Origin of the sequence: Microbacterium sp., from assembly GCF_047972865.1 — a bacterium.
Lineage (GTDB): Bacteria > Actinomycetota > Actinomycetes > Actinomycetales > Microbacteriaceae > Microbacterium.
Genome location: NZ_JBKEAY010000051.1, coordinates 1 through 21,563 on the forward strand (window position 1 = coordinate 1; position 21,563 = coordinate 21,563).

The window sequence follows — 21,563 nt, forward strand, 5'->3', positions numbered from 1 at the left end:
CCGGGCAGGGACTCGATGATCTCGGCCTGCGGGTGAGCGCGGAACGTTGAACGGGTCTGAGCGTCGACGCCGCTGACCCGGTCGTCCAGCGCCAGTAGCTGGGCGGCGAGGTCGGCGACGATTCCCGCAGCGACGTGCTCGCCGGGAACACTGGTGTGCTGCAGCTTCGCCGCAGCGACCGCGAGGGCGGCGATGTTCCCCGCGGTGCGCACTTTTCGGCGGGTGAGCCAGCTGGTCAGTCGCGCTGGGCCGAGTCGGCGGATCGCGGCCGGGGTCTGGTAGCCGGTCAGCAACACGGCAGCGCCACGGCTGTGAGCGAAGTCGAACTCCCGCTCCAGCGCTGGGAAGTAGCCGGACAGCACATCTCGGAGCCGGTTCACGATCCGCACCCGATCCGCGATCAGGTCGGCGCGGTGAGTGACCAGCAACCGCAACTCCACCACGAGCTCCGACGGGACGTCGACGTCGGCCAGATCGGTCCGGTGGCGGGCGGTCTCGGCGATCACGAACGCGTCCCGCGCGTCGGTCTTCGCCTCCCCGCGGTAGGCGGTCGCCATCTGGTTCACGACCCGCCCTGGCGCGTACTTCACCTGCTGGACGTGCGCGGCCAGCAACGGCAGCAGCAGCCCAGCCATCGTCCCGGTCACATCAACCGCCCACGTCACGTCGACCGCCACCGACGTGACCCGGGCGATCGCGTCCAGGATCGACTGCTCGTCGTTGACCACTTTCGAGGTCCAGACCGTCGCACCGTCGTCGTCGATGAGACACACCCAGTGGTGCCCCTTTCCGACGTCGACGCCGGACCAGCCGCGAGGGATCGGATCGTTCATCATCGTGCTCTCCTTCGAGTCGTGAACATCGTCAAACGACCCGAAGGGACTCCTCGCCGGCAGATCCGTAAACAGCGACCGAAACGCGCATCTCAATCAGCGGTCAAGGCGCCCCGGAAAGTCGAGCGGCCAGTCCACCGGAGCCACCGAAACAGCAATCAAGGCTCAGCCACACCCGACTCTCCCGGGCCGCTCCCGAGCTTACGGATCAAGGCTCAACGTCAGTCGCTGGTGTCGGTCGGCGGCCGTTCGCGGCGACGGCGGCGGCGCACGACCCACACGATCCCCGCTGCAACGGCGGCGATCGCCAGCCAGGGGAGCGCGAAACCGAGTGCAACGACCAACCCGTTCACCACCGCGATGAGGCCGTTCCAGCCCGCGGTCAGTCCGTCGCCGAAGCGCGCCGGGTCGGCCTGAGAGGCAGGAGCCTTCTCGTTCAGGTTGACCGTCACCGTCGACATCGCGACGGTGCGGTCCAGTTGGGCGAGCTGCTGCCGCGCCGAATCCAGCTCGGCCTGACGCTGCGCGAGCGCCTCCTCGGCGGCCAAGAGGTCGCCGACCGAACCGCTTTCACCCATCAGCTCGGTGAGGCGAGCCACCGAGGTCTCCAACGCGGCCACACGCGCGCGCAGATCGCGCGCACCGTCGGTCACATCCTGACGATCGACCTGCGTCGCCGTGACGGTGCCGAGCTCACCGAGCGCCGCCGTGAACGAATCCAGTTCGCCGGCCGGTACGCGCACCGTCACCCAAGCCGCAACACCCGGCGATTCAACGGTGCTCACCCCGCCGTCCTCGGGAATCGCGTTCTCACCGTCGGCGAGCACGTTCATCGACTCCACGTACCCCCCGACGGCTCGCGCTGCGGACGAGACCTCGTCCGCAGCCGCCGCCGGATCGGTGACCGTGAGCGTCGCCCACGATGTCACGGCGACCTCGCGGCCCCGCGTGTCTGCCGAATCCACCGGCGTCGCGGACGCATCGCCGTCCGCCGCCGCCGAGCCCGGCGCGTCGTACGCGCTCCCTCCCCGGGCGGGGGCGCTCTCCGTGGCGCCACCGGCGGTCGACGACGCCCCGGCGCCTGCCAGAGTGGCCAGCACCGTGGGCCCCGCCAGCGCGACGACGGCCACCGAGGCCGCCGCGACCAGTCCCGCCCACGCTCGCCGATACCGCGACGCTACGCGACGACGCGGCGGGGTGTTGGGGCGAACCGCGGGCGAGAGGGTCGGCCCCGGGGCATGTGCGGCTACGGGGCTCGCTGCAGTCTCCTCGCGAGCGATGGCCGCGAAGATCGCATCCTCCATCGCGGCGACTCGCCGGTCACTGAGCGGGGGCAGATCCACATCATGGCGGGTCATGCTTCCTCCGATCGAACGGTCGTGCGCAACTGATCGCGCACACGGGAGAGTCTGTTGCGGACAGCGCCGTGGGAGATGCCCAGCCGTTGCGCGGCCGACTGGTAGCTGTCGCCCTCGACGGCGCAGAGCCGGAAGATCTCGCGGTCGATCTCGGCGAGGCCGGCCAGCTCGGTCAGGATGCGGTCGGCCAGGCGCGCCGCGATCACCTGTCCCTCCACGTCCGACGTGGCCTGCAGGGTGTCCTCGACCGCCGCGAGCGTGTGCGCACGATCGCGGGCGAGCCGACGGACCCGATTCGCGCTCTGGAAACGGCAGATCGTCACCAGCCAGGGCAGCAACGACTCGCTCTCCAACACCAGCTCCGGCAGTTTCCGCCACGCCGTGAGGAAGGTCTCCTGCGTCACCTCCTCGGCATCGGCGGCCGCCCCGAGCAGCCCGTGGGCGAGCCAATACACCGGGCGCACATACGCGCGGTACAGCGCACGGAAAGCACTCTCGCTCCCGCTCGCGGCGGCGGCGACGAGCTCACGATCGGTGCGTTCTTCGGTGGGGTCCATGATTCCCTCTGCGTGTGGCGCCATCGTTCATGAGTGTCGCCGTCCGCCTCACCGTCTCACACGATTCGCCCGTGCGGTATCTTGGTGCGTGCGAGAGGGAGTATCCCATCCTCGCGCACCCGCCATCACGGGCACCGCGGTCGGAGCCTCGGGTGCGCGCCACGCGTCGCGTGGGGGAGAGACTTTCGAGACCCGCCGTCCCTCCGAAAGGCCTCTATGGACCTCCCCGTCTGGTTCGAGATCGGCTCGCTCGTCGTGCTCACGCTCATCCTCATCGCCGATCTGCTGCTGATCCTGAAGCGTCCCCACATCCCATCGACCCGCGAGTCGACGCTCTGGGTCGTGTTCTACGTCGTGCTGGCACTCATCTTCGCCGCGCTGATGTGGGTGTTCGCTGGCGGCGAGTACGCGGGGCAGTTCGTGGCGGGCTGGCTGACCGAATACAGCCTGTCCATCGACAACCTCTTCGTGTTCGTGCTCATCATGGGCCAGTTCTCGGTACCGCGCCGCTACCAGCAGGAGGTGCTGATGGTGGGCATCATCATCGCGCTGGTGCTGCGTGGGCTGTTCATCCTCGCCGGCGCGGCGATCATCGAGCAGTTCAGCTGGGTTTTCTACATCTTCGGCGCGTTCCTGGTGTGGACCGCGTGGCGACAGGCGTTCCCCGGCGGAGACCACGACAGCGACGTGCAGCGGGAGAACTTCCTGGTGCGGGTGCTGCGGCGCTCCATCGACATCACCGACGAGTACGACGGCGCGAAGATCCGCACCGTCGTCGACGGCAAGAAGATGTTCACCCCCATGATCATCGTGTTCGCCGCGATCGGGATGACGGACCTGCTGTTCGCGCTGGATTCGATCCCGGCGATCTTCGGCATCACCCAGAGCGCGTTCATCGTCTTCACCGCGAACATCTTCGCGCTGATGGGGCTTCGGCAGCTCTACTTCCTGCTCGGCGACCTGCTCGACCGCTTGAAGTATTTGCACTACGGCATCGCATTCATCCTCGCGTTCATCGGCGTCAAGCTCGTGTTCCACGCGATGCACAACAACGAGTTGCCGTTCATCAACGACGGTGAGCACCTCACCTGGGTCCCCGAGATCTCCACTTGGCTCTCGCTCGGGGTCATCGTCGTGTCGATGGTGGTGGCGACCGTCGCGAGCCTCATCTCCTCCCGCCGCGACGAGGCGGCCGCGAAAGCGTCGTCCGCGGCCGAGCCCGCGGACGACGAGGGACACGCCTGAACAACGCCCCGACGGGTGGAGCCGTCGCCCAGCGGGCCGGTGGTAGTCTGGCCCGATGCGGATTGCGTTCCTCCTTCTTGGCAGCCGCGACGAGTGTCACTGAGCCCTCCTCGTCGCGGGGTCTTTCGCGGGCACATCCGACGTCGAGAGAACGAGAGCAATGAGCACGAACATCCCTGATCGCCCGCGCACACTGGCTGAGAAAGTCTGGGACGACCATCTGGTCGTCGCCGGCGAGGACGGCCAACCCGATCTGATCTACATCGACCTGCACCTCGTGCACGAGGTCACCAGCCCGCAAGCGTTCGACGGGCTGCGGGCCGACGGCCGCCCCGTGCGGCGGCTCGACCTCACCATTGCCACCGAAGACCACAACACTCCGACGCTCGACATCGACAAGCCGATCGCCGACATCACCAGCCGCACGCAGATCGACACCCTGCGACGCAACGCGGCGGAGTTCGGCGTGCGGCTGCACTCTCTCGGCGACGCCGAGCAGGGCATCGTCCACGTCGTCGGTCCGCAGCTGGGCCTCACGATGCCGGGGATCACGGTCGTCTGCGGCGACAGTCACACCTCGACTCACGGCGCCTTCGGTGCGATGGCGTTCGGCATCGGCACCAGCGAGGTCGAGCACGTGCTGGCCACCCAGACCCTGCCGCTCAAGCCCTTCAAGACCATGGCGATCACCGTCGAGGGCGAGCTGCGGCCCGGCGTCACCGCAAAAGATGTGATCCTCGCCGTCATCGCCAAGATCGGCACCAACGGCGGCCAAGGCTACGTCCTCGAATACCGCGGTTCCGCGATCCGTTCCCTGTCGATGGAGGGTCGGATGACGATGTGCAACATGTCGATCGAAGCCGGCGCCCGGGCGGGCATGGTCGCCCCCGACGAGACGACGTTCGCCTACCTCAAGGGCCGCCCGCACGCGCCATCCGGCCAGGACTGGGACGATGCAGTCGCCTACTGGCGCACGCTGCCCTCCGATGAGGGCGCCGTCTACGACGCCGAGGTGTACCTCGACGCCAACGAGCTGGAACCCTTCGTCACGTGGGGCACCAACCCTGGCCAAGGCGTCTCACTGAGCGACAGCGTTCCCGACCCGGCATCGTTCAGCGACCCGAACGCACGCGCCGCCGCAGAACGCGCACTGGCCTACATGGACCTGGCCGCCGGAACGCTGATGAAGGAGATCCCGGTGGACGCCGTCTTCATGGGATCGTGCACCAACAGCCGCATCGAGGACCTCCGCCAGTTCGCCGCCGTGATCGAAGGCCGGACGAAGGCCGAGGGCGTCCGCGTCATGGTGGTGCCCGGCTCGGCTCGCGTGCGCCTGGAGGCCGAGGCCGAAGGGCTCGACAAGATCTTCACCGATTTCGGTGCCGAGTGGCGGTTCGCGGGCTGCTCGATGTGCCTGGGCATGAACCCCGACCAGCTCGCGCCGGGGGAGCGGTGCGCCTCGACGAGCAACCGCAACTTCGAGGGCCGCCAGGGCAAGGGCGGCCGCACCCACCTGGTCTCCCCGCTCGTGGCGGCGGCGACGGCGGTGCTGGGCCGCCTCGCCAGTCCCAGCGATCTGCCGGTGACGGCCGGAACGGAGGCCTGACATGGAGAAGTTCACGGCACACACCGGAATCGCGGTCCCGTTCACGCGGTCGGCCGTCGACACCGACCAGATCATTCCGGCCGTGTACCTGAAGCGGGTCACCAAGACCGGATTCGACGACGCCCTGTTCGCCAGCTGGCGCCAGGACCCCGAGTTCATTCTCAATCAGGCCCCCTACCAGGGAGCCTCGATCCTCGTGGCCGGTCCGGACTTCGGCACCGGCTCCAGTCGCGAACACGCCGTATGGGCGCTTCGCGATTACGGCTTCCGCGTCGTGCTGAGCCCCCGCTTCGCGGACATCTTCCGGGGCAACGCCGGCAAGCAGGGCCTGGTGACCGGTGCCGTGACCGAGAGCGACGTCGAGGCGATCTGGGCCGCGCTGTACGCCGCGCCCGGGGCCGAGATGACGGTGGACCTCGAGTCGCGGACGGCGCAGATCGGCGAGCTTCGCGTCGATTTCGAGATCGATGATTACACTAGGTGGCGGCTCCTCGAAGGGCTCGACGACATCGGGCTCACGATGCGCAACGAAGACCGCATCGCAGAATTCGAGCAGCGCCGAGAGGCGTGGCGCCCGCGAACGCTTCCGGTCCGATAGTCGAACGCGCTCACACGGCGCACGAGGCAGGACGCAAGCCCTCTCAAGAACCAGCGAGGTTTATCGGATGGAATCACTCGTGAGCGAATCGTCGATGCCGGCGACCCCCGTCCAGGGGCACTCCCTCGTCATCCGCGGCGGACGCCCGCTGTCGGGAACCGTCGACGTGAAGGGGGCGAAGAACCTGGCCACCAAGGCCATGGTCGCCGCCCTCCTCGGCGACTCGGCGAGCGTCCTGCGTGACGTGCCGGACATCAGCGACGTGTGGGTCGTCCGATCGCTGCTGGAAGCTCACGGTGTGCGCGTCGACGCCGTCGAAGACGGAGCGCTGCGCCTGGACCCCTCCGGCGCGGTCTCCGCGCACATGGAGGAGATCGATGCGCACGCCGGCGCCTCCCGCATCCCGATCCTGTTCTGCGGGCCGCTGCTCCACCTGCTCGGGCAGGCGTTCATCCCCGACCTCGGCGGATGCCGCATCGGCGACCGGCCGATCGATTTCCACCTCGACGCCCTCCGCGCCTTCGGCGCGGTGGTGGAGAAGCTCCCCACCGGGATCCGGCTGTCCGCGCCAGGCGGGCTTCGCGGCGCGAACATCGAGCTGCCGTACCCGAGCGTGGGCGCCACCGAGCAGGTTCTGCTCACCGCGGTGCGGGCCCAGGGCACGACGGAGTTGCGCAACGCGGCCATCGAGCCGGAGATCATGGACCTCATCGGCGTGCTGCAGAAGATGGGTGCGATCATCTCCTACGAGCCGAACCGAGTGGTCTTCATCGAGGGCGTGGACCGTCTCAGCGGCTACGACCACCGGTGCATCTTCGACCGCAACGAAGCCGCGTCGTGGGCGTGTGCGGCGCTGGCCACCGACGGCGACATCTTCGTCGGCGGGGCCAAACAGCAGGAGATGCTCACGTTCTTGAACGTGTACCGCAAGGCCGGCGGCGTCTTCGACATCGCGGAGGACGGCATCCGTTTCCGCCGCGGCCCGGAGCTCAAGCCGGTCGTGGTTGAAACCGACGTGCACCCCGGCTTCATGACCGACTGGCAGCAACCGCTCATCGTGGCTCTGACGCAGGCGCGCGGCACCTCCGTGGTCCACGAGACCGTCTACGAGAACCGGCTTGGTTTCACCCGAGCGCTGGTCCAGATGGGGGCCGACATCGTCGTGCACCCGCAAGGGATCGATGCGCCCGGCCGGCGGGTGCCGCGCCGCAAGCTGGAGCAGGCCGCCGTCATCAACGGGCCCACGCCGCTCCACGGCGCCGACGTGCAGGTGCCCGACCTGCGGGGCGGCTACAGCTACGTGATCGCCGCTCTCGCTGCCGAGGGGGAGTCCACCGTCCGCAACATCGACATCATCCGCCGCGGCTACGCGCGCTTCCTCGACAAGCTCACCGCCCTCGGTGCGGATTTCGACGTCCTGGGCTGACCGCCGTGTCTGCGTCCCCCCGTCGCAGGGCGTCCCCCGAGAAGGCGCGTCCGAGCGCGTTCTGGCCCGCGGCCCTGCTCGTCATCCCCGCCGTCGGGTGGTTCGCGCGGCTGCGCGTCACCGGCGCGGAGCACCTGCCCGCCGACGGCCCGTACGTGCTCGCCCCCAATCATTACAGCGAGTTCGATCCACTCATCCTCGCCGTCGGCACCTGGCGAATCGGCCGGGCTCCACGGTTCCTGGCGAAGGAGAGCCTGTTCCGGGTACCGGCGCTCGGGTTGCTCTTGCGCTCGACCGGCATGGTGCCGGTGCCGAGGGCGTCGACGGCGGCCGGCGCGAAGCAGAGCATCGCGCAGGCCGAGGCGCTCGTCACCCACGGACGCGGCGTGATCGTCTACCCCGAGGGCTCCCTCACCCGCGACCCTGAGCTGTGGCCCATGCGCGGCAAGACCGGAGCGGTGCGGCTCGCGCTGGCCGGTGACATCCCGGTGATCCCGGTCGCGACGTGGGGGGTGCAGCACATCCTGCCGCGGTACGGCAGGCTCCGGCTGTGGCCGCCGCGCAAACGGGTGGAGATGCGGCTTGGCCCCCCGGTCGACCTCGCCCAGTGGAGGGGTCGGACCACTCCGGGAAACCTCGCCGCGGCCACCGACGCGGTCATGGCGGCCATTGCCGACCTCCTCGGCGACCTGCGCGGCCAGACCCCGCCTACGCAGCGGTGGAACCCATCCGTGCACGGGCAGAACGAGACGGGGCGTCTTGAGCCGTAGACAGGATGCCGCGCGCCCGCGCATCGCGGTGATCGGTGCGGGAAGCTGGGGCACCACCTTCGGAAAGGTGCTCGCCGACGGCGGCGCGCACGTGGTGATGTGGGCGCGCCGGGCCGAGCTCGCGCACGAGATCGACGAGGCCAAACGCAACAGCCAGTACCTCCCGGGCGTGAACCTGCCCCGGTCGATGTCGGCGACCCGCCACCTGTCGGAGGCGCTCGAGGGCGCCTCGCAGGTCTACCTCGCAATCTCCAGTCAAGCGCTGCGGCAGAACCTGAAGGCCGTCCGCCCGCTCCTGGCACGCTCCGACGCCCCGGTCGTGTCGCTCATGAAAGGCGTCGAGCGCCGCACCGGTCTGCGCATGAGCCAGGTCATCGAGCAGGAGCTGCACTGCGATCCGGCCCGTATCGCCGTCGCCAGCGGGCCCAACCTCGCGCTGGAGATCGCCCGCGAACAACCGACCGCGGCGGTGATCTCCTCCAGCAGTCAGGACACCGCCGACGCGGTGGCCCGACGGGCCCGCAACGCCTACTTCCGCACGTTCGTGAACACCGATGTCATCGGGACAGAGTTCGGGGGAGTCCTCAAGAACCTGATCGCGGTGGCGATCGGCATCGTCGACGGCGTCGGCTACGGCGAGAACACGAAGGCATCGATCATCACCCGCGGACTCGTGGAGATGACCGACTTCGCGGTCGCGCAGGGGGCCCACCCGGAGACGCTGCAGGGCCTCGCGGGACTGGGTGACCTCATCGCGACGTGCCAGTCGCCACTGAGCCGCAACAATACCGCCGGGCGTTTGCTGGGACAGGGCTACAGCTTCCAAGACGTGGTCAAGCAGATGGACCAGACCGCGGAGGGGCTGGCGTCGGTCGCGCCCGTCCTGCACCTGGCACGCGCCGCCGGTGTGCAGATGCCCATCGTGGAACAGGTGAAGATGGTGTTGGACGGCGCGATGAACCCGCGTGACATCGCGCCTCACCTCACGACGGACGACGACCAGCCCCAGGGCGAGAGGACCCAGAATGGCAGCGACGGTGGTGGTGCTTTTTGGCGGTCGTTCCAGCGAGCACTCGATCAGCTCCGCAACAGCCGGGGGCGTCCTCCGGGCGATTGACCGGGAGCGCTATCGGGTGATCCCGGTGGGCATCACTCGCGACGGCGCCCACGTGCACGAGACGGACGATCCCGACCGGTTCGGCCTCGATCCCGCGCACCTGCCGGAAGTCGCCGACAACGGCACGCGTATCCTGTGGCCCGACTCTGCCGTGTCGCGCGAGCTGCGGGTACAGCACGCCGACGGCACGGTGGCGTCGTTGGGCAACATCGACGTGGTCTTCCCGATTCTGCACGGCCGTTTCGGCGAGGACGGCACGATACAGGGTTTCCTGGAGCTCCTCGACCTCCCCTATGCGGGGGCGGGGTTGCTGATGTCGGCGATCGGCATGGACAAGCACACCACCAAGAGCATCCTGCAGGCGGCGGGGGTGCCGGTCGTTCCGTGGGTCACGGTGACGCGGGGCGGCCTCGCACGTGACGCCGATCGCTGCTACGCCCGCATGCGCGAGCTGGGGCTGCCGGTGTTCGTCAAACCGGCCCGCGCCGGGTCGAGCGTCGGAGTGTCGAAGGTGTCGGACTGGTCTGAGTTGCCCGCGGCGCTGGACATCGCGTTCGCCGAAGACACCACCGTCCTGGTGGAGCAGGCGGTGGTGGGACGTGAGATCGAGTGCGGTGTTCTCGAGGCGTCCGACGGCGGCGCCCCGCGGGTGAGCCTTCCCGGAGAGATCGTCGTCACGGGACGGGAGTTCTACGACTTCGAGGCCAAGTATCTCGACGGCGCCGGGGTCGAACTGGTCTGCCCCGCCGAGCTGGCGCCGCGGGAGCTCGCCGAGATGCAGCGAATCGCGGCCCGCGCGTTCGAGGCGGTCGGCGGACAGGGGCTGTCGCGCGTGGACTTCTTCTTCACCGGCACGCAGTTCTACGTGAACGAGGTGAACACGATGCCCGGGTTCACGCCGATCTCTATGTTCCCGAAGTGCTGGATCGCCTCGGGGGTCCCGTACCCGGAGCTCATCACCGAGCTCATCGAGCTCGGACGTGCGCGGGAGGACGCCTCACGGCGCGGCTAGGTCGGTGCAGGCGGCGCCGGTGACGGGGAGGACCTCGTCCGCCTTTGCGCCGATCGCATCCAGCACATCACGCGAACTGACGATCTCGTAGTCGAGGTAGACCTCGATCGCGGGGGAGCGCCCGAACGAGGTGAACCGATACCGGGGCGCGTCGCTGTCGTCGATGATCCAGTCCACGCCGCCGGCGCTCTGACAGGGAAGCTCCGAGGCGCCCACCACCGGCACCCCGCAGGTCAACAGGACGCTGCTCGGGTCGCCCCACGATGCGGTGGACTGGGCATCGGTCCAGCGGCGGTCCTCACCCGCGATGCGATCGGGCAGACGCACCATGACGTCGGCGCAGGAGGGATCGTTCGCCTCGGCCGCGGCCTCCATGGCCACGGTCGTGGAGCAGCCCGTCATGGTGAGGGCGAGAGCGAGCGGGATCGCGGCGCACAGACGGAGACGGGTCACCCCACCAGGCTACCTGCGCGGCCATGCCGGGCGGACCGGCTAGCGTGGTCGGGTGAGCGTGACGACGGTGGGCGAGCTGAGCGAGGCCGAGGTCCTCGCGGTGATCATGACCGGGCTCAAGGGCAGTTCGAGCGCGCTCGTGGGTCCCGGCGACGACGCCGCCGTGATCGCCGCCCCCGACGGCCGCGTGGTCGCCAGTACCGACACGCTCGTCCACGGTCCCGACTTCCGGCTTGCGTGGTCATCGGGCTACGACCTCGGCTTCAAGGCGGCCGCCGTGAACCTTGCCGACATCGCCGCGATGGGGGCGCGGCCCACGGCGCTGCTGCTGGCGCTGGCGATGCCGACCGAGACGAGCGTCTCGTTCGTGAGCGACCTTGCCGCAGGGCTCCGGGGAGGATGTGATCGGCTCGCACCGGGGTGCGCGGTCGAGGGCGGTGACCTCACGGTGTCCGACACCCTGACGATCGCCGTCACCGCGCTCGGTTCGCTGGACGGACGCGATCCCGTCCGACGTAGCGGGGCGCGACCCGGCGACGTCGTCGCGGTGGCCGGCCGCCTGGGATCGTCGGTACGCGGCCTCGACATCCTGTTCTCTCGCTTCCGTGACGCCGACGGGACACCGGCCCCCGTGGACCTCGCGCTCCTCAGCCCCCAGGAACGGGACGATCTGGCCGCCCACCTGAGGCCCGAACCGCCCATCGCCGCCGGGACCGCCGCCGCAGCGGCGGGCGCGAACGCAATGATGGACGTCTCTGACGGGCTGCTGCTGGATGCCGCACGCATGGCCGATGCCTCGGGTGTCACGATCGATCTCGACCCGCCTCGGGATGCCGTGGCGCTCCGCGGTGGCGAAGACCACGCACTGCTCGCCACGTTTCCGGGTGCGATGCCGAGCGCCTTCCGCGTCATCGGCACGGTGTGCAAGCGCAGCGCACACGCGGTGACGATCGCCGGTCAGGCGCCGGTCGATCGTGCCGGGTGGGATCCGTACCGGGACTGGGACCGCACCGCCGGGTGAGGCCGCTCGGTCAGCCAGCTGTCCACCACGAGAGCGCGGTGTCGCCGTAGCGACGCTCGCGGTCGAGCTGCCAGCCCTCCCCGGCGTCCGGGCGGCTCGATCGAGCGGCGCGTTCAACGATCGCCGTCGCTCCCTCCGGCATCCGTGCGCGAAGCAGTGCCAGCACATCACCGACCGCCGCATCGTCGAGGTCATACGGCGGGTCGAGAAACGCCAGGTCCCACATCGTCGTGGTGTTCTTGAGGAAGTTCTCCGCGGACATCCGATGCACCTGGACGCGGGCATCCGGCACGGCGTGGGCGATCCGACCTGCGTTGGCCGCGGCCACCGCAGCCGCGCGGGGCGCACTTTCGACGAGGTCGACACTCACCGCGCCGCGGCTGGCGGCTTCCAACCCGAGCGCCCCCGAACCGGCGAACAGGTCGATCACGGCAGCCCCCTCGAGCAGACCGTACGCTTCCAAAGATCCGAAAAGCGACTCCCTTACCCGGTCACTGGTCGGGCGGGTACCGGCAGGGGGGACCGAGAGGGTGAGTGAGCCGGCCCGGCCGGCGATGATCCTCGTCACAGCCTCACGATACGCGCGGGCCCGGTGGCCCGGGCGTCACCGAACAGCGAGCCCGTCGATCTCCACGAGCATCTCCTCACGAGGCAACCCCGTGAACACCGTGGTGCGCGCCGGCAGCACGCCGTGCGTCGTGTGCGCTTCGACGAAGGCCCCGTAGGCGTCGTTCATGATCGGGAAGTGCGCGCGATCGGTGAGGTAGACGCGCAGCATGACCACGTCGTCGAACGTCGCGCCGGACGCTTCCACGATCGCTTTCAGGTTCTGGAGGGTCAGGGTGGTCTGGGCGGCCACATCCCCGGGGTGAAGGTACTCGCCTGTCGTCGCGTCGACGGGTCCCTGACCGGACACCTGGACGATCGGTCCTTTGGCAACCCCTTGCGAGAAGGTGTGCGCGGAGGCGGGTGCCTTCTCGGTGAAGACGGCTGTCTTGTCGGTCATGAAAATTCCTTTCGCGGGGAAGCGCCGGCCCAACCGAGGTCGGCGGAGGCTTCGGCGGCGGTGCGCATGACGCGGTGCCGCTGCGCAAAGGCCTCTTCGGCGCTGAGTGAGACGGTCGGTGCCGACATGGACAGGGCGGCCACGACGGCACCGGAGCCGTCGCGTACCGGCGCGGCGATGCAGTTGATGAAGGTTTCGTGCTCCTGGTGGTCGCGCGCGAACCCTTCGGCGCGCACGCGGGCCAGCTCCGCCAGAAACGCCGCCGGTGTGCGGATGGTGTTCTCGGTCATGCGCTCGTAGCGAAGTGCCAAAGCAATGCGTTCGCGCTCGGGTTCGGGGAGCGCGGCGACGAGCACCTTGCCCACGGCGGTGCAGTGCACCGGCGCGCTCAGGCCCACCCGGGAGTACATCCGGATGCCGGCGCGAGCCTCCACCTTGTCGATGTACACGGCCTCACCGGACTCGAGGGCGGCGAGGTGGACGGTCTGTCCGGTTTCTATGTTCAGTCGCTCCAAGTGCGGGCGAACGATGTCACGAACACTGCGCTGGGCGAGCGCCGCGTTGGACAGCTCGAAGATGCGGCTACCGAGCTGATACTGGTGCGTCACGTCGTGCGTGACGAACCGCTGTGCTTCCAAGGTCTGGAGCAAGCGCAGAGCCGTGGACTTGTGCACCCCGAGCAGGTCGGCGCACTCGCCGAGGCTGTGCGGCCCCTGCTCCAGGAAGACAAGGAGCGAGAGTGCGCGGTCAACGCTTTGGCTCACGGGACGCTCACCTTCGGGCTGAGATGGTCGTGACGGACGGTGAGGACCCGCGCTGCCGCGTCGTGGCCCTGCTGGACGGCGTCTGCCAGCGGCAGACCGTGCACGATGCCCGCAAGGGCGCCCGACGCGAACGCGTCGCCCGCCCCGGTCGCCTCGACGACGTCGACCCGCCGCGCGCCGACGGTGACCGGCTCGTCCCGGTCGTAGGCCACGACGGCCGCGCCGTCGTCCTTGACGATGAGCCAGCGTGGTTCGGGGAACGCCTCGCGGATCTGCGCGGGGGTGTCGGTGCCGAAGACGGCGACCGCCTCGCCGACGCCGGTGAGAACGATGTCGGCGCCGTGCATGCACTCCGCAAGAACTGTTCGCGCATCACCGACACGCTTGCGCCAGAGTGCGGGACGCCAGTTGAGATCGAAGGAGATCAGCGACCGGGGGGCCGCCAGCGAGCGCACTGCCCGCTGGGCGGCGGCGGCCGAGGACGACAGCGCCGGTGTGATTCCGCTGGTGTGGATCAGGTCGGCGTCGGCGAGCAGGAGCCCCGCGCGCGGATCGCGGAGGTATGCCAGATCGATGCCGGTCGCCGCCGACCCGCGGCGGTAGTAGTGCATTCGGCTGGCGCCCACGCCGAGGTCGTTGTCGCCCCCGGACGGCCCACCCACTTCTTTGATGTACAGCCCCGTGGGGTGCAGGTCGTCGTCGACACAGATGCCGTCCACGCCCACACCGAGAGTGCTCAGCTGCGAGACGATGTACCGGCCGAATCCGTCGTCGCCGACGCGCGTGAGCATCGAGGTGGGGATCCCATGGGCGACCAGCCCGATCGCGACGTTCGCCTCGGCGCCGCCGAGGGAACGGGTGAAGGTCCTGGCATGCTCCAGGGGTCCGGGCTCGGACTGGACCAGGACGGTCAGTACCTCGCCGAGCGTGACCGCACGAGGGGTCGGTCGGGTTGACGGGGGCATAGCGAGGATACTAACGTTCATAGTGCGTCATTCGCAATTCAAATTGCGCCTACTGCAACACTCTCGAGGTGATCTCATCGCCATCCCGCCGATCCCCCTGTCGGTCCATCACAAGTCCATTCCTCCGACGATGTGGGGGCAGAGGCGTGAGGATGTCCTGCACCGCCGACCCGCTCTCGGCGAGTTCGCGACGCCGTTGCTGACTTTGGACCGAACCGCCTTGGCTCACAATACCGCCGTGATGAGCGAATGGGCACGCTCCCAAGGCGTTCTCCTGGCGCCCCATGGCAAGACGACGATGGCGCCGGCGCTGTGGCGGCAGTTGCTCGACGCGGGAGCTTGGGGGCTCACTCTGGCGACGGTGTGGCAGGCGCAGGTCGCGCGCGCCTCGGGCGTCGTGAGGATCCTCATCGCCAACGCGGTCGTCGATCCGATCGGTCTGGCCTGGCTCTCCCGCGAACTGGACGCCCACCCCGAGGTGGAGATCATCGTGTGGGCCGACGCGCCGGCGACGGTCGTTCTCATGGAGGGGGTGCTCACCGACATCGGGGCCCGGCGCCCCCTCGCGGTGATCGCGGAGCTGGGCGCGCACGGCGGGCGCACCGGCGCGCGCGGCCAGGAACGCGCAACGGCCCTGGCCGCGCAGATTTCCGCGTCGCCGCGACTGCGACTGGCAGGGGTAGGCGGATACGAGGGCGCGCTGGCCCACGACCGCTCACCGGCCTCGCTCGCGCGTGTGGATGCCTACCTGGATGAGATGGTCGGCCTGCACAACGAGGTGTCCGCACGTGGCCTCTACCACGCCCACCCGATCGTGACGGCGGGAGGAAGCGCCTACTTCGACCGGGTGTCGGACCGCCTGGTCGGCTCGGTCGGCACTGCGACAGTGCTCGTGCGCGCCGGTGCGTTCCAGGTCCACGACGACGGCTTCTATGCCGGAATCGGTCCGCTCGGTCGAACGGTCCCGGGGCTGGCGCTGCGTTCGGCAATGCACGCCTGGGTGCGTGTCGTCTCGGCGCCTGAGAGCAGGCTGCGTCTTTTCGATGCAGGAAAACGCGACCTCCCCTTCGACGAGGGCCTTCCGGTTGTCCAAGGGGTGCGCGGACTCAGCGCGGCTGAGACCCGGAACGCGCTCGGCGACAGCCGCGTGAGTGCGCTCAACGACCAGCACGGCTTCTTGCAGTTGGGCGCCGGTGCCGACGCGGGTGCGCTGCCGGTCGGCTCGGTCATCCGCCTCGGTCTCTCGCACCCCTGCACCGCACTCGACAAGTGGCGGTTGATCCCTGTCCTCGACGACGCACATGTCGACGACCCGCGCGTTGTCGACTTTGTCGACACCTTCTTCTGACCGTAGGACCTCATGAGCATCCTCTTCCGCCGCGCGCGGGTCGTCGACGGCACCGGTGCTCCGGCCTATCTCGCCGACGTCCGCGTGGACGGCGACCGGATCTCCCGAGTCGCGCCGGCTCTCGACGGCGACGCCGACGACGTGGTCGATGCCGCCGGACATGTGCTCGCTCCGGGGTTCATCGACATGCACGCGCACTCGGATCTCGCCCTCGTCGCCGACCGCGCGCACGACGCGAAGGTCACCCAGGGCGTGACGACCGAAGTCATCGGGCAGGACGGCCTCGGCTACGCGCCGCTGAGCGACGCTATCCTGCCCGACGTGCGCACGCAGATCGCTGGCTGGAACGGTCACCCCGAACTGCCGATCCCGTGGCGCACGGTGGCCGAATATCTCGACGTGCTCGGCCGGGGGACGGCCACCAACGTCGCGGTACTGGTGCCGCAGGGAAACCTGAGGCTGCTCACGGTGGGGCAGACCGATCGTCCCGCGACCGCCGGTGAGATCGACCGCATGTGCGGGTTGCTCGCCGATGGGATGGCCGCCGGAGCGGTGGGGATGTCGAGCGGACTCACGTACACGCCGGGCATGTTCGCCGACACCGCCGAACTCACCAGGCTGTGCCGTGTGGTCGCTGCGCACGGCGGTTTTTACGCCCCGCACACGCGCTCCTACGGGCGGGGCGCTCTCGATGCCTACGCTGAGGTCATCGCTATCGCGCGCGACAGCGGGTGCGCGTTGCACCTGACCCACGCGACCCTCAACTTCGCCTCCAACGCCGACAGCGCCCCCGCTTTCCTGGGCATGATCGAGGCGGCACTCGCGGACGGTATCGACATCACCCTCGACACGTACCCGTACCTGCCGGGAGCGACGACGCTGGTGGCGCTGCTCCCGAGTGCTCTGGCCGCGGGCGGCCCTCACGTCCTCCGGGAGCGGTTGGCCTCAGGGCGCCACCGCACCGCTCTACGCGACGCCTTCGAGGTGACCGGCTGCGATGGGTTCCATGGAGAGCGAGCCGACTGGTCGGCGATCGAGATCTCCGGTGTCGCCGATCCCGCGCTGGCCCCCTGCGTCGGCCGTACGATCGCCGACATCGCCCAGGCCGAGGACGAGGAGCCCACAGACACGGTTGTGCGGATCCTGCTCGCTGACGATTTCGGCACCGGGGTCCTCATGCATGTCGGCCACGAGCACAACGTACGTGCCGTGATGCGCCATCGCACCCACTGCGGCGGCAGCGACGGCATCCTCGTCGGCGCCCGACCCCACCCCCGCGCGTGGGGCACCTTTCCGCGGTACCTCGGTCACTACGTGAGGGACTGCGGCGTGCTGACGTTGGAGGAGTGCGTGCACCATCTCACCGGGAACGCCGCGCGCCGGCTGGGGCTGGCCGACCGTGGCACCGTTCGAGAAAACTCCTATGCCGATCTGGTTCTCTTCGATCCCGACGGGATCGAAGACCGGGCGACGTTCGCCGAGCCGCGACGGTCGGCCGCGGGAATCGCGGCGGTCATGATCAACGGACGGTTCGCGCTCCGCGACGGCGTCCGCACGGCAGCGGTCGCCGGCCGCGTGCTCTCATCCTCAGGAAAGGACCCATCCCGATGACCGACCTTCTCGAGGTCCTCCGCGCCGATCGCGCGCTGGCGCTGCCACGGCTCGCGGCCGTGCCCGACCCGGTGCCGCTCGTGGCCGCGCTGAGCGCCGGCGGTATCCGCACCGTCGAGTTCGCGTTCACGACTCCCGGCGTCGAAGAGGTCATCGCAGCGGCGGTCGACGCCGCCCCCGAATCGGTGCTGATCGGTGCCGGCACGGTCACCTCGGCCGACCTCGGTCGCCGGGCGGCGGCCGCCGGGGCACAGTTCCTGGTCACCCCCTGCCTCGTGCCGGAGGTCGTCGGGCTCGGGCTTCCCGTCCTTATGGGTGCGCTCACCCCCACAGAGGTCTTCGCCGCCCATCGGGCCGGGGCGGTCGCCGTCAAGGTGTTCCCCGCGCACACAGTCGGCGCGGCGTACTTCCGGCACCTGGCCGGGCCCTTCCCAGAGATTCCGCTGGTCGCTTCCGGAGGGGTGGATCACACCAACGCCGGCGATTTCCTCCGCGCGGGGGCACTGGCGGTGACCGCCGGCTCCAGCGTGATCTCGGCCGCCGACGTCGCGGCGGGGGCATGGGAGGCGGTCTCCGCGCGCGCCCGCGCCTTCACCGCCGGCTGAAGCGGGGGAGGGACCGCGGCGCCCCCGCGCGGCGGCTCAGCGGATGTTCTCGGTCAACCGCGCCATCTCAACCTCCCGTTCGCCGCGGGTCTGCGGCCGGCCCGGGATACCGGGACGCCGTTGCCACGGCAGCGGTCCGTCGGCGGGCCGATATTCGATACCGGCGGCGTCGAGGCGCGCGAGATGGGTCTGCAGCCGCGCTGCGAAGTCGGCGGCATCCCGCTCCGGACCCGACCACAGCACTTCGGCGACGGCGCACAGCCGCGGAAAGGCCATGTAGTCCAGTCGGCGCACCGAATCGATGTGCTCGGTCCACAGGTTCGCCTGCCCGCCCAGGACGAGTGCGGCCTCGTCCTCGGTGAGCGCGTCGGGGATCGGTTCGAACGCGTACACGTCGGCCACCGTCAGGACCGTCCCGACGGGAATCGGCTCGTCGGGCGCATCCGATTGGCGATAGTCCAGGTACACCGAGTCATCGGGACAGAGCACCACCTCGTGGCCGGCGCGCGCCGCGCTGACCGCGCCCACCGTGCCCCGCCACGATGCGACGACGGCGTGGCCCGGGGCGCCGCCGCCCTCCAGGATCTCGTCCCAGCCGTAGAGGATGCGGCCTCGCCGCGTGAGGTGCTCGCCCAGCCGCGCGATGAACCAGTTCTGCAGCTGTTCCTCGTCATCGAGTCCCAGCGCGCGCATCCGCGCCTGGGTGGCGTCGTCGTCGTGCCATTGGGTCTTGACGCATTCGTCACCGCCGATCCCGATGTGCGGTGACGGAAAGATGTCGATCACCTCATCGAGCACGTGACAGAAGAACGCGACGGTGTCGTCGGTCATCGCCAGGGCGTTCGGATTGATGCCCCAGCGCGTCCAGGGTTCCATCGGCTCGCCGATCACGCCGAGGGATGGATAGGCCGCGATGGCGGCTTGCGAGTGACCCGGCAGGTCGATCTCGGGCACGATCGTGATGCCGCGCTCGGCGGCGTAGGCGACGAGTTCGCGCAGCTCGTCCTGGGTGTAGTATCCGCCGTGGGGCTCTGTCGTGAACGCGTCCGGGTGGGTGCCGATCTGCGATGCCGAACGCCACGCGCCGACCTCGGTCAGGCGGGGGTACCGATGGATCTGGATCCGCCATCCTTGATCGTCGGTCAGATGCAGGTGCAGCACGTTCAGGCGGTGCATCGCGAGCTGATCGATGAAACGGCGCAGTTCGGCGGGGGTGCGGAAGTGACGCGCGACATCGAGCATCGCACCGCGCCAGCCGAAACGCGGGGCGTCGGAGATGGCGACGGCGGGCGCGCTCCAGTCCGCGTCGACGCGGGCACGCCGGTAGACCGCAGCGGGGAACAACTGCAGCAGCGTCTGGCCGGCCCAACCAGCACCGCGGGAGCAGGACGCGTCGATGCGCACGCCGGTGTCGGCCACCGCCAGCCGATACTCCTCGGGGGCGAGTGCGGGGTTGTGGTGAAGGAGGATGTCGTCGGGGCCGGCGGTGGCCTCGACGATGGGCAGTGGGAAGCCGGTGGGGGCACGCAGCGATTCCTGCAGGCGAATCGCTGCGGCGATCAGGGCGGTCGGAGCGACCAGCCGGGTGCGGGACGAGAGCGTGAACCGACCGGCACCGGAGAGCAGACGACGAGGACGGGGGATGAGAGTGGTCATTGCTGTCCCTGGGGGGAGAGGACGGGGGTGCAGACACTTTAGCAACCCTGGAGGCGGACGCAGAGCCATTTAGTTGCGCAATGCACAACGGGTCTTGCACATTTAGAAATGAACGCCCTATGGTTGATCATCGCAACAGATCGTTCGCTCCTCGACGACGATCGAGACCATCCCCCCGGTCCCCGACAGACGCTGACGTCTGTTGCGCATAGACACCGCGACCCATTGACCGGGCGGCGGGACCCAACGGCGGGAGCCTCCCGTCGTCACTATCCGATGGGACAGATCATGCGAAAGACAGCAATCGCAGCATTGGCATTCGGAGCGGCAGCGGCCCTGGCGCTGACGGCCTGTTCAGGCGGCGGATCCGCGGGGGGCGACGACATGGTCGATGTCGACTCCGTGGACGGTACGGGCAAGACGATCACCGTGTGGGTCATGAACGGGGATCTCTCCGACGACGCAGTGGCCGCCCTCGTCGACGAGTTCGAGAGCACGACCGGCGCGACCGCCAAGGTCGAGATGCAGCAGTGGGACGGTATCACCACCAAGCTCACCACCGCGCTGGCTGGCAGCACCCCACCGGATGTCATCGACATCGGCAACACGCAGGTGGCCGGTTACGCCGCCACGGGCGGACTCGCCGACCTCACCGCCTACCGCGACGAACTCGCCCAGGGCCAGGAGTGGCTGGGGGGCCTGGTGGATCCGGCGACGATCGACGGCAAGCTCTACGCCGTGCCCTCGTTCGCCGGTGACCGTGCGGTCATCTACAACAAGACGATGTGGGCCGAGGCCGGCGTCACTGCGGCCCCGACCACCTTCGACGAACTCACCGCCGCGCTCGACAAGGTGAAGGCGGCCAACACGGCCTCCGACTTCTCCGCCCTGTATCTGCCCGGTCAGCTCTGGTACGCGGGGATGCAGTTCGTGTGGGACGCCGGCGGGGAGGTCGCCATCAATGACGGCGGGACCTGGAAGGGCGGACTGTCCTCGCCCGAGGCGCAGAAGGGCCTGATGGCGTACCGCGACTTCCAGAACGCCTATTCGTCCGAGGCGTCGCGCACGGTGAACTCCAACTCGCCCGATCAGGACGCGATCCTCGCCAACGGTCAAGCCGGTGCGATTATCAGCACCGCATCACACCTGAAGAAGGTCATCGACGCCGGCAACCTCGCTGAGAGCGACCTGGGCACGTTCCCGTTCCCCGGTGTCTCGGGCGAGAACCAGCCCGTCATGCTCGGTGGCAGCGACTGGGGCATCGCGCAGAAGAGCGACAACAAAGACCTCGCGCTGGCGTGGATCAAGCTCGCCGCGGGCCCGTCGTTCCAGGCCGACCACGTGTTCGGTACCGACGGCTGGATCCCGAACAGCGTCCAGGGCATCGAAGCGGCCCAGACCGCCGGCGTTCCCGACCAGTCCGCCGCGTATTTCACGGCCGCGCTGCGCTCGAAGGCGACCCCGGCCGCGGAGAACTGGCCGGTCGTCGAGGGCGACAAGACGATGGAGCAGTTCTTCCAGGCGATCGCGACCGGCGCCGACCCGGTGCAGACCGCGGCCGACGCCGACGCTCACATCGAGTCCGTTCTCAACGGGAACTGACCCCGCGAAC

21 protein-coding genes are annotated in these 21,563 nt (G+C 69.2%); 12 read left to right on the forward strand and 9 right to left on the reverse strand.

Annotation, left to right across the window (positions count from 1 at the left end):
• From ACK5KK_RS02780 to ACK5KK_RS02790, 3 genes are all read right to left on the reverse strand, one after another.
• The coding region (locus ACK5KK_RS02780; protein ID WP_416888568.1) for an IS110 family transposase at positions 1-836 on the reverse strand (836 nt) is incomplete at its 3' end.
• 218 nt (positions 837-1,054) lie between these two features.
• Positions 1,055-2,191, reverse strand: coding sequence for a DUF4349 domain-containing protein (locus ACK5KK_RS02785; RefSeq protein WP_416888569.1), 1,137 nt, complete (start codon positions 2,189-2,191; stop codon positions 1,055-1,057).
• On the reverse strand, positions 2,188-2,748 hold the full coding sequence (locus ACK5KK_RS02790) for an RNA polymerase sigma factor (protein ID WP_416888570.1): 561 nt from the start codon (positions 2,746-2,748) through the stop codon (positions 2,188-2,190). Before ACK5KK_RS02790 ends, ACK5KK_RS02785 begins: the two co-directional genes overlap by 4 nt.
• Before the next feature lie 216 nt (positions 2,749-2,964).
• On the opposite strand from ACK5KK_RS02790, the gene ACK5KK_RS02795 reads away from it, so the two are divergent.
• From ACK5KK_RS02795 to ACK5KK_RS02825, 7 genes are all read left to right on the forward strand, one after another.
• Complete coding sequence (locus tag ACK5KK_RS02795; RefSeq protein WP_416888571.1) at positions 2,965-3,993, forward strand: TerC family protein; 1,029 nt, start codon at positions 2,965-2,967, stop codon at positions 3,991-3,993.
• Positions 3,994-4,153: 160 nt separating this feature from the next.
• On the forward strand, positions 4,154-5,599 hold the full coding sequence (gene leuC, locus ACK5KK_RS02800; protein WP_416888572.1) for a 3-isopropylmalate dehydratase large subunit: 1,446 nt from the start codon (positions 4,154-4,156) through the stop codon (positions 5,597-5,599).
• A gap of 1 nt (position 5,600) precedes the next feature.
• Positions 5,601-6,197 carry a 3-isopropylmalate dehydratase small subunit gene (gene leuD / locus ACK5KK_RS02805; protein WP_416888573.1) on the forward strand — a complete coding sequence of 199 codons (597 nt, stop codon included), beginning with the start codon at positions 5,601-5,603 and terminating at the stop codon, positions 6,195-6,197.
• A 67-nt stretch (positions 6,198-6,264) separates the two neighbouring features.
• On the forward strand, positions 6,265-7,623 hold the full coding sequence (murA, locus tag ACK5KK_RS02810) for a UDP-N-acetylglucosamine 1-carboxyvinyltransferase (protein ID WP_416888574.1): 1,359 nt from the start codon (positions 6,265-6,267) through the stop codon (positions 7,621-7,623).
• Positions 7,620-8,393: a lysophospholipid acyltransferase family protein gene (locus ACK5KK_RS02815; protein ID WP_416888615.1), complete on the forward strand. Its 774-nt coding sequence runs from the start codon at positions 7,620-7,622 to the stop codon at positions 8,391-8,393. Before murA ends, ACK5KK_RS02815 begins: the two co-directional genes overlap by 4 nt.
• Positions 8,383-9,510, forward strand: coding sequence for an NAD(P)H-dependent glycerol-3-phosphate dehydrogenase (locus ACK5KK_RS02820; protein WP_416888575.1), 1,128 nt, complete (start codon positions 8,383-8,385; stop codon positions 9,508-9,510). Before ACK5KK_RS02815 ends, ACK5KK_RS02820 begins: the two co-directional genes overlap by 11 nt.
• The gene (locus ACK5KK_RS02825) at positions 9,419-10,522 is read left to right on the forward strand and encodes a D-alanine--D-alanine ligase family protein (protein ID WP_416888576.1); all 1,104 of its coding nucleotides are present in this window, start codon (positions 9,419-9,421) and stop codon (positions 10,520-10,522) included. The genes ACK5KK_RS02820 and ACK5KK_RS02825 overlap by 92 nt, the downstream gene beginning before the upstream one ends.
• Here the strand turns inward: ACK5KK_RS02825 and ACK5KK_RS02830 are convergent.
• Positions 10,508-10,975, reverse strand: a complete 468-nt coding sequence (locus tag ACK5KK_RS02830; RefSeq protein WP_416888577.1) for a DUF3515 family protein — start codon at positions 10,973-10,975, stop codon at positions 10,508-10,510. The two genes, ACK5KK_RS02825 and ACK5KK_RS02830, sit on opposite strands and share 15 nt — an antisense overlap.
• Positions 10,976-11,027: 52 nt before the next feature.
• Between ACK5KK_RS02830 and thiL the strand changes: the two genes are divergently transcribed.
• A complete protein-coding gene (thiL, locus tag ACK5KK_RS02835; RefSeq protein WP_416888578.1) occupies positions 11,028-11,996 on the forward strand; it encodes a thiamine-phosphate kinase in 969 nt (322 codons plus the stop codon).
• A 10-nt stretch (positions 11,997-12,006) separates the two neighbouring features.
• Here the strand turns inward: thiL and rsmD are convergent, their stop codons facing one another.
• From rsmD to ACK5KK_RS02855, 4 genes are read right to left on the reverse strand one after another with little or no spacing between them, the layout of a single operon-like run.
• Positions 12,007-12,564: a 16S rRNA (guanine(966)-N(2))-methyltransferase RsmD gene (gene rsmD / locus ACK5KK_RS02840; RefSeq protein WP_416888579.1), complete on the reverse strand. Its 558-nt coding sequence runs from the start codon at positions 12,562-12,564 to the stop codon at positions 12,007-12,009.
• A gap of 36 nt (positions 12,565-12,600) precedes the next feature.
• A complete protein-coding gene (locus ACK5KK_RS02845) occupies positions 12,601-13,002 on the reverse strand; it encodes a RidA family protein (RefSeq protein WP_416888580.1) in 402 nt (133 codons plus the stop codon).
• The gene (locus ACK5KK_RS02850; RefSeq protein WP_416888581.1) at positions 12,999-13,766 is read right to left on the reverse strand and encodes an IclR family transcriptional regulator; all 768 of its coding nucleotides are present in this window, start codon (positions 13,764-13,766) and stop codon (positions 12,999-13,001) included. Before ACK5KK_RS02850 ends, ACK5KK_RS02845 begins: the two co-directional genes overlap by 4 nt.
• Complete coding sequence (locus ACK5KK_RS02855) at positions 13,763-14,731, reverse strand: sugar kinase (protein ID WP_416888582.1); 969 nt, start codon at positions 14,729-14,731, stop codon at positions 13,763-13,765. The genes ACK5KK_RS02850 and ACK5KK_RS02855 overlap by 4 nt, the downstream gene beginning before the upstream one ends.
• 130 nt (positions 14,732-14,861) lie before the next feature.
• Here ACK5KK_RS02855 and ACK5KK_RS02860 point away from each other — a divergent pair, with 130 nt between their 5' ends.
• Genes ACK5KK_RS02860 through ACK5KK_RS02870 form a run of 3 tightly spaced genes read left to right on the forward strand, consistent with a single transcriptional unit; the run spans position 14,862 to position 18,295 of the window.
• The gene (locus ACK5KK_RS02860) at positions 14,862-16,079 is read left to right on the forward strand and encodes an alanine racemase (RefSeq protein ID WP_416888583.1); all 1,218 of its coding nucleotides are present in this window, start codon (positions 14,862-14,864) and stop codon (positions 16,077-16,079) included.
• 12 nt (positions 16,080-16,091) lie between these two features.
• A complete protein-coding gene (locus ACK5KK_RS02865) occupies positions 16,092-17,690 on the forward strand; it encodes an N-acyl-D-amino-acid deacylase family protein (RefSeq protein WP_416888584.1) in 1,599 nt (532 codons plus the stop codon).
• Complete coding sequence (locus ACK5KK_RS02870; RefSeq protein ID WP_416888585.1) at positions 17,687-18,295, forward strand: bifunctional 4-hydroxy-2-oxoglutarate aldolase/2-dehydro-3-deoxy-phosphogluconate aldolase; 609 nt, start codon at positions 17,687-17,689, stop codon at positions 18,293-18,295. The genes ACK5KK_RS02865 and ACK5KK_RS02870 overlap by 4 nt, the downstream gene beginning before the upstream one ends.
• Positions 18,296-18,331: 36 nt before the next feature.
• Here the strand turns inward: ACK5KK_RS02870 and ACK5KK_RS02875 are convergent, their stop codons facing one another.
• Positions 18,332-19,951, reverse strand: coding sequence for a beta-N-acetylhexosaminidase (locus ACK5KK_RS02875; protein ID WP_416888586.1), 1,620 nt, complete (start codon positions 19,949-19,951; stop codon positions 18,332-18,334).
• Between the two features lie 288 nt (positions 19,952-20,239).
• Between ACK5KK_RS02875 and ACK5KK_RS02880 the strand changes: the two genes are divergently transcribed.
• Positions 20,240-21,553 carry an extracellular solute-binding protein gene (locus ACK5KK_RS02880; protein ID WP_416888587.1) on the forward strand — a complete coding sequence of 438 codons (1,314 nt, stop codon included), beginning with the start codon at positions 20,240-20,242 and terminating at the stop codon, positions 21,551-21,553.
• The last annotated feature ends 10 nt before the right edge of the window (positions 21,554-21,563 follow it).

Excerpts from the sequence above, each read along its gene's own strand:
- ACK5KK_RS02865 (WP_416888584.1), top strand. The coding sequence starts at position 16,092 with ATGAGCATCCTCTTCCGCCGCGCGCGGGTCGTCGACGGCACCGGTGCT.
- ACK5KK_RS02825 (WP_416888576.1), top strand. The coding sequence starts at position 9,419 with ATGGCAGCGACGGTGGTGGTGCTTTTTGGCGGTCGTTCCAGCGAGCAC.
- ACK5KK_RS02855 (WP_416888582.1), bottom strand. The coding sequence starts at position 14,731 with ATGCCCCCGTCAACCCGACCGACCCCTCGTGCGGTCACGCTCGGCGAG.
- ACK5KK_RS02870 (WP_416888585.1), top strand. The coding sequence starts at position 17,687 with ATGACCGACCTTCTCGAGGTCCTCCGCGCCGATCGCGCGCTGGCGCTG.
- leuD (WP_416888573.1), top strand. The coding sequence starts at position 5,601 with ATGGAGAAGTTCACGGCACACACCGGAATCGCGGTCCCGTTCACGCGG.
- ACK5KK_RS02790 (WP_416888570.1), bottom strand. The coding sequence starts at position 2,748 with ATGGACCCCACCGAAGAACGCACCGATCGTGAGCTCGTCGCCGCCGCC.
- ACK5KK_RS02860 (WP_416888583.1), top strand. The coding sequence starts at position 14,862 with ATGTGGGGGCAGAGGCGTGAGGATGTCCTGCACCGCCGACCCGCTCTC.
- ACK5KK_RS02785 (WP_416888569.1), bottom strand. The coding sequence starts at position 2,191 with ATGACCCGCCATGATGTGGATCTGCCCCCGCTCAGTGACCGGCGAGTC.
- murA (WP_416888574.1), top strand. The coding sequence starts at position 6,265 with ATGGAATCACTCGTGAGCGAATCGTCGATGCCGGCGACCCCCGTCCAG.
- ACK5KK_RS02875 (WP_416888586.1), bottom strand. The coding sequence starts at position 19,951 with ATGACCACTCTCATCCCCCGTCCTCGTCGTCTGCTCTCCGGTGCCGGT.
- ACK5KK_RS02845 (WP_416888580.1), bottom strand. The coding sequence starts at position 13,002 with ATGACCGACAAGACAGCCGTCTTCACCGAGAAGGCACCCGCCTCCGCG.
- ACK5KK_RS02880 (WP_416888587.1), top strand. The coding sequence starts at position 20,240 with ATGCGAAAGACAGCAATCGCAGCATTGGCATTCGGAGCGGCAGCGGCC.
- ACK5KK_RS02795 (WP_416888571.1), top strand. The coding sequence starts at position 2,965 with ATGGACCTCCCCGTCTGGTTCGAGATCGGCTCGCTCGTCGTGCTCACG.
- leuC (WP_416888572.1), top strand. The coding sequence starts at position 4,154 with ATGAGCACGAACATCCCTGATCGCCCGCGCACACTGGCTGAGAAAGTC.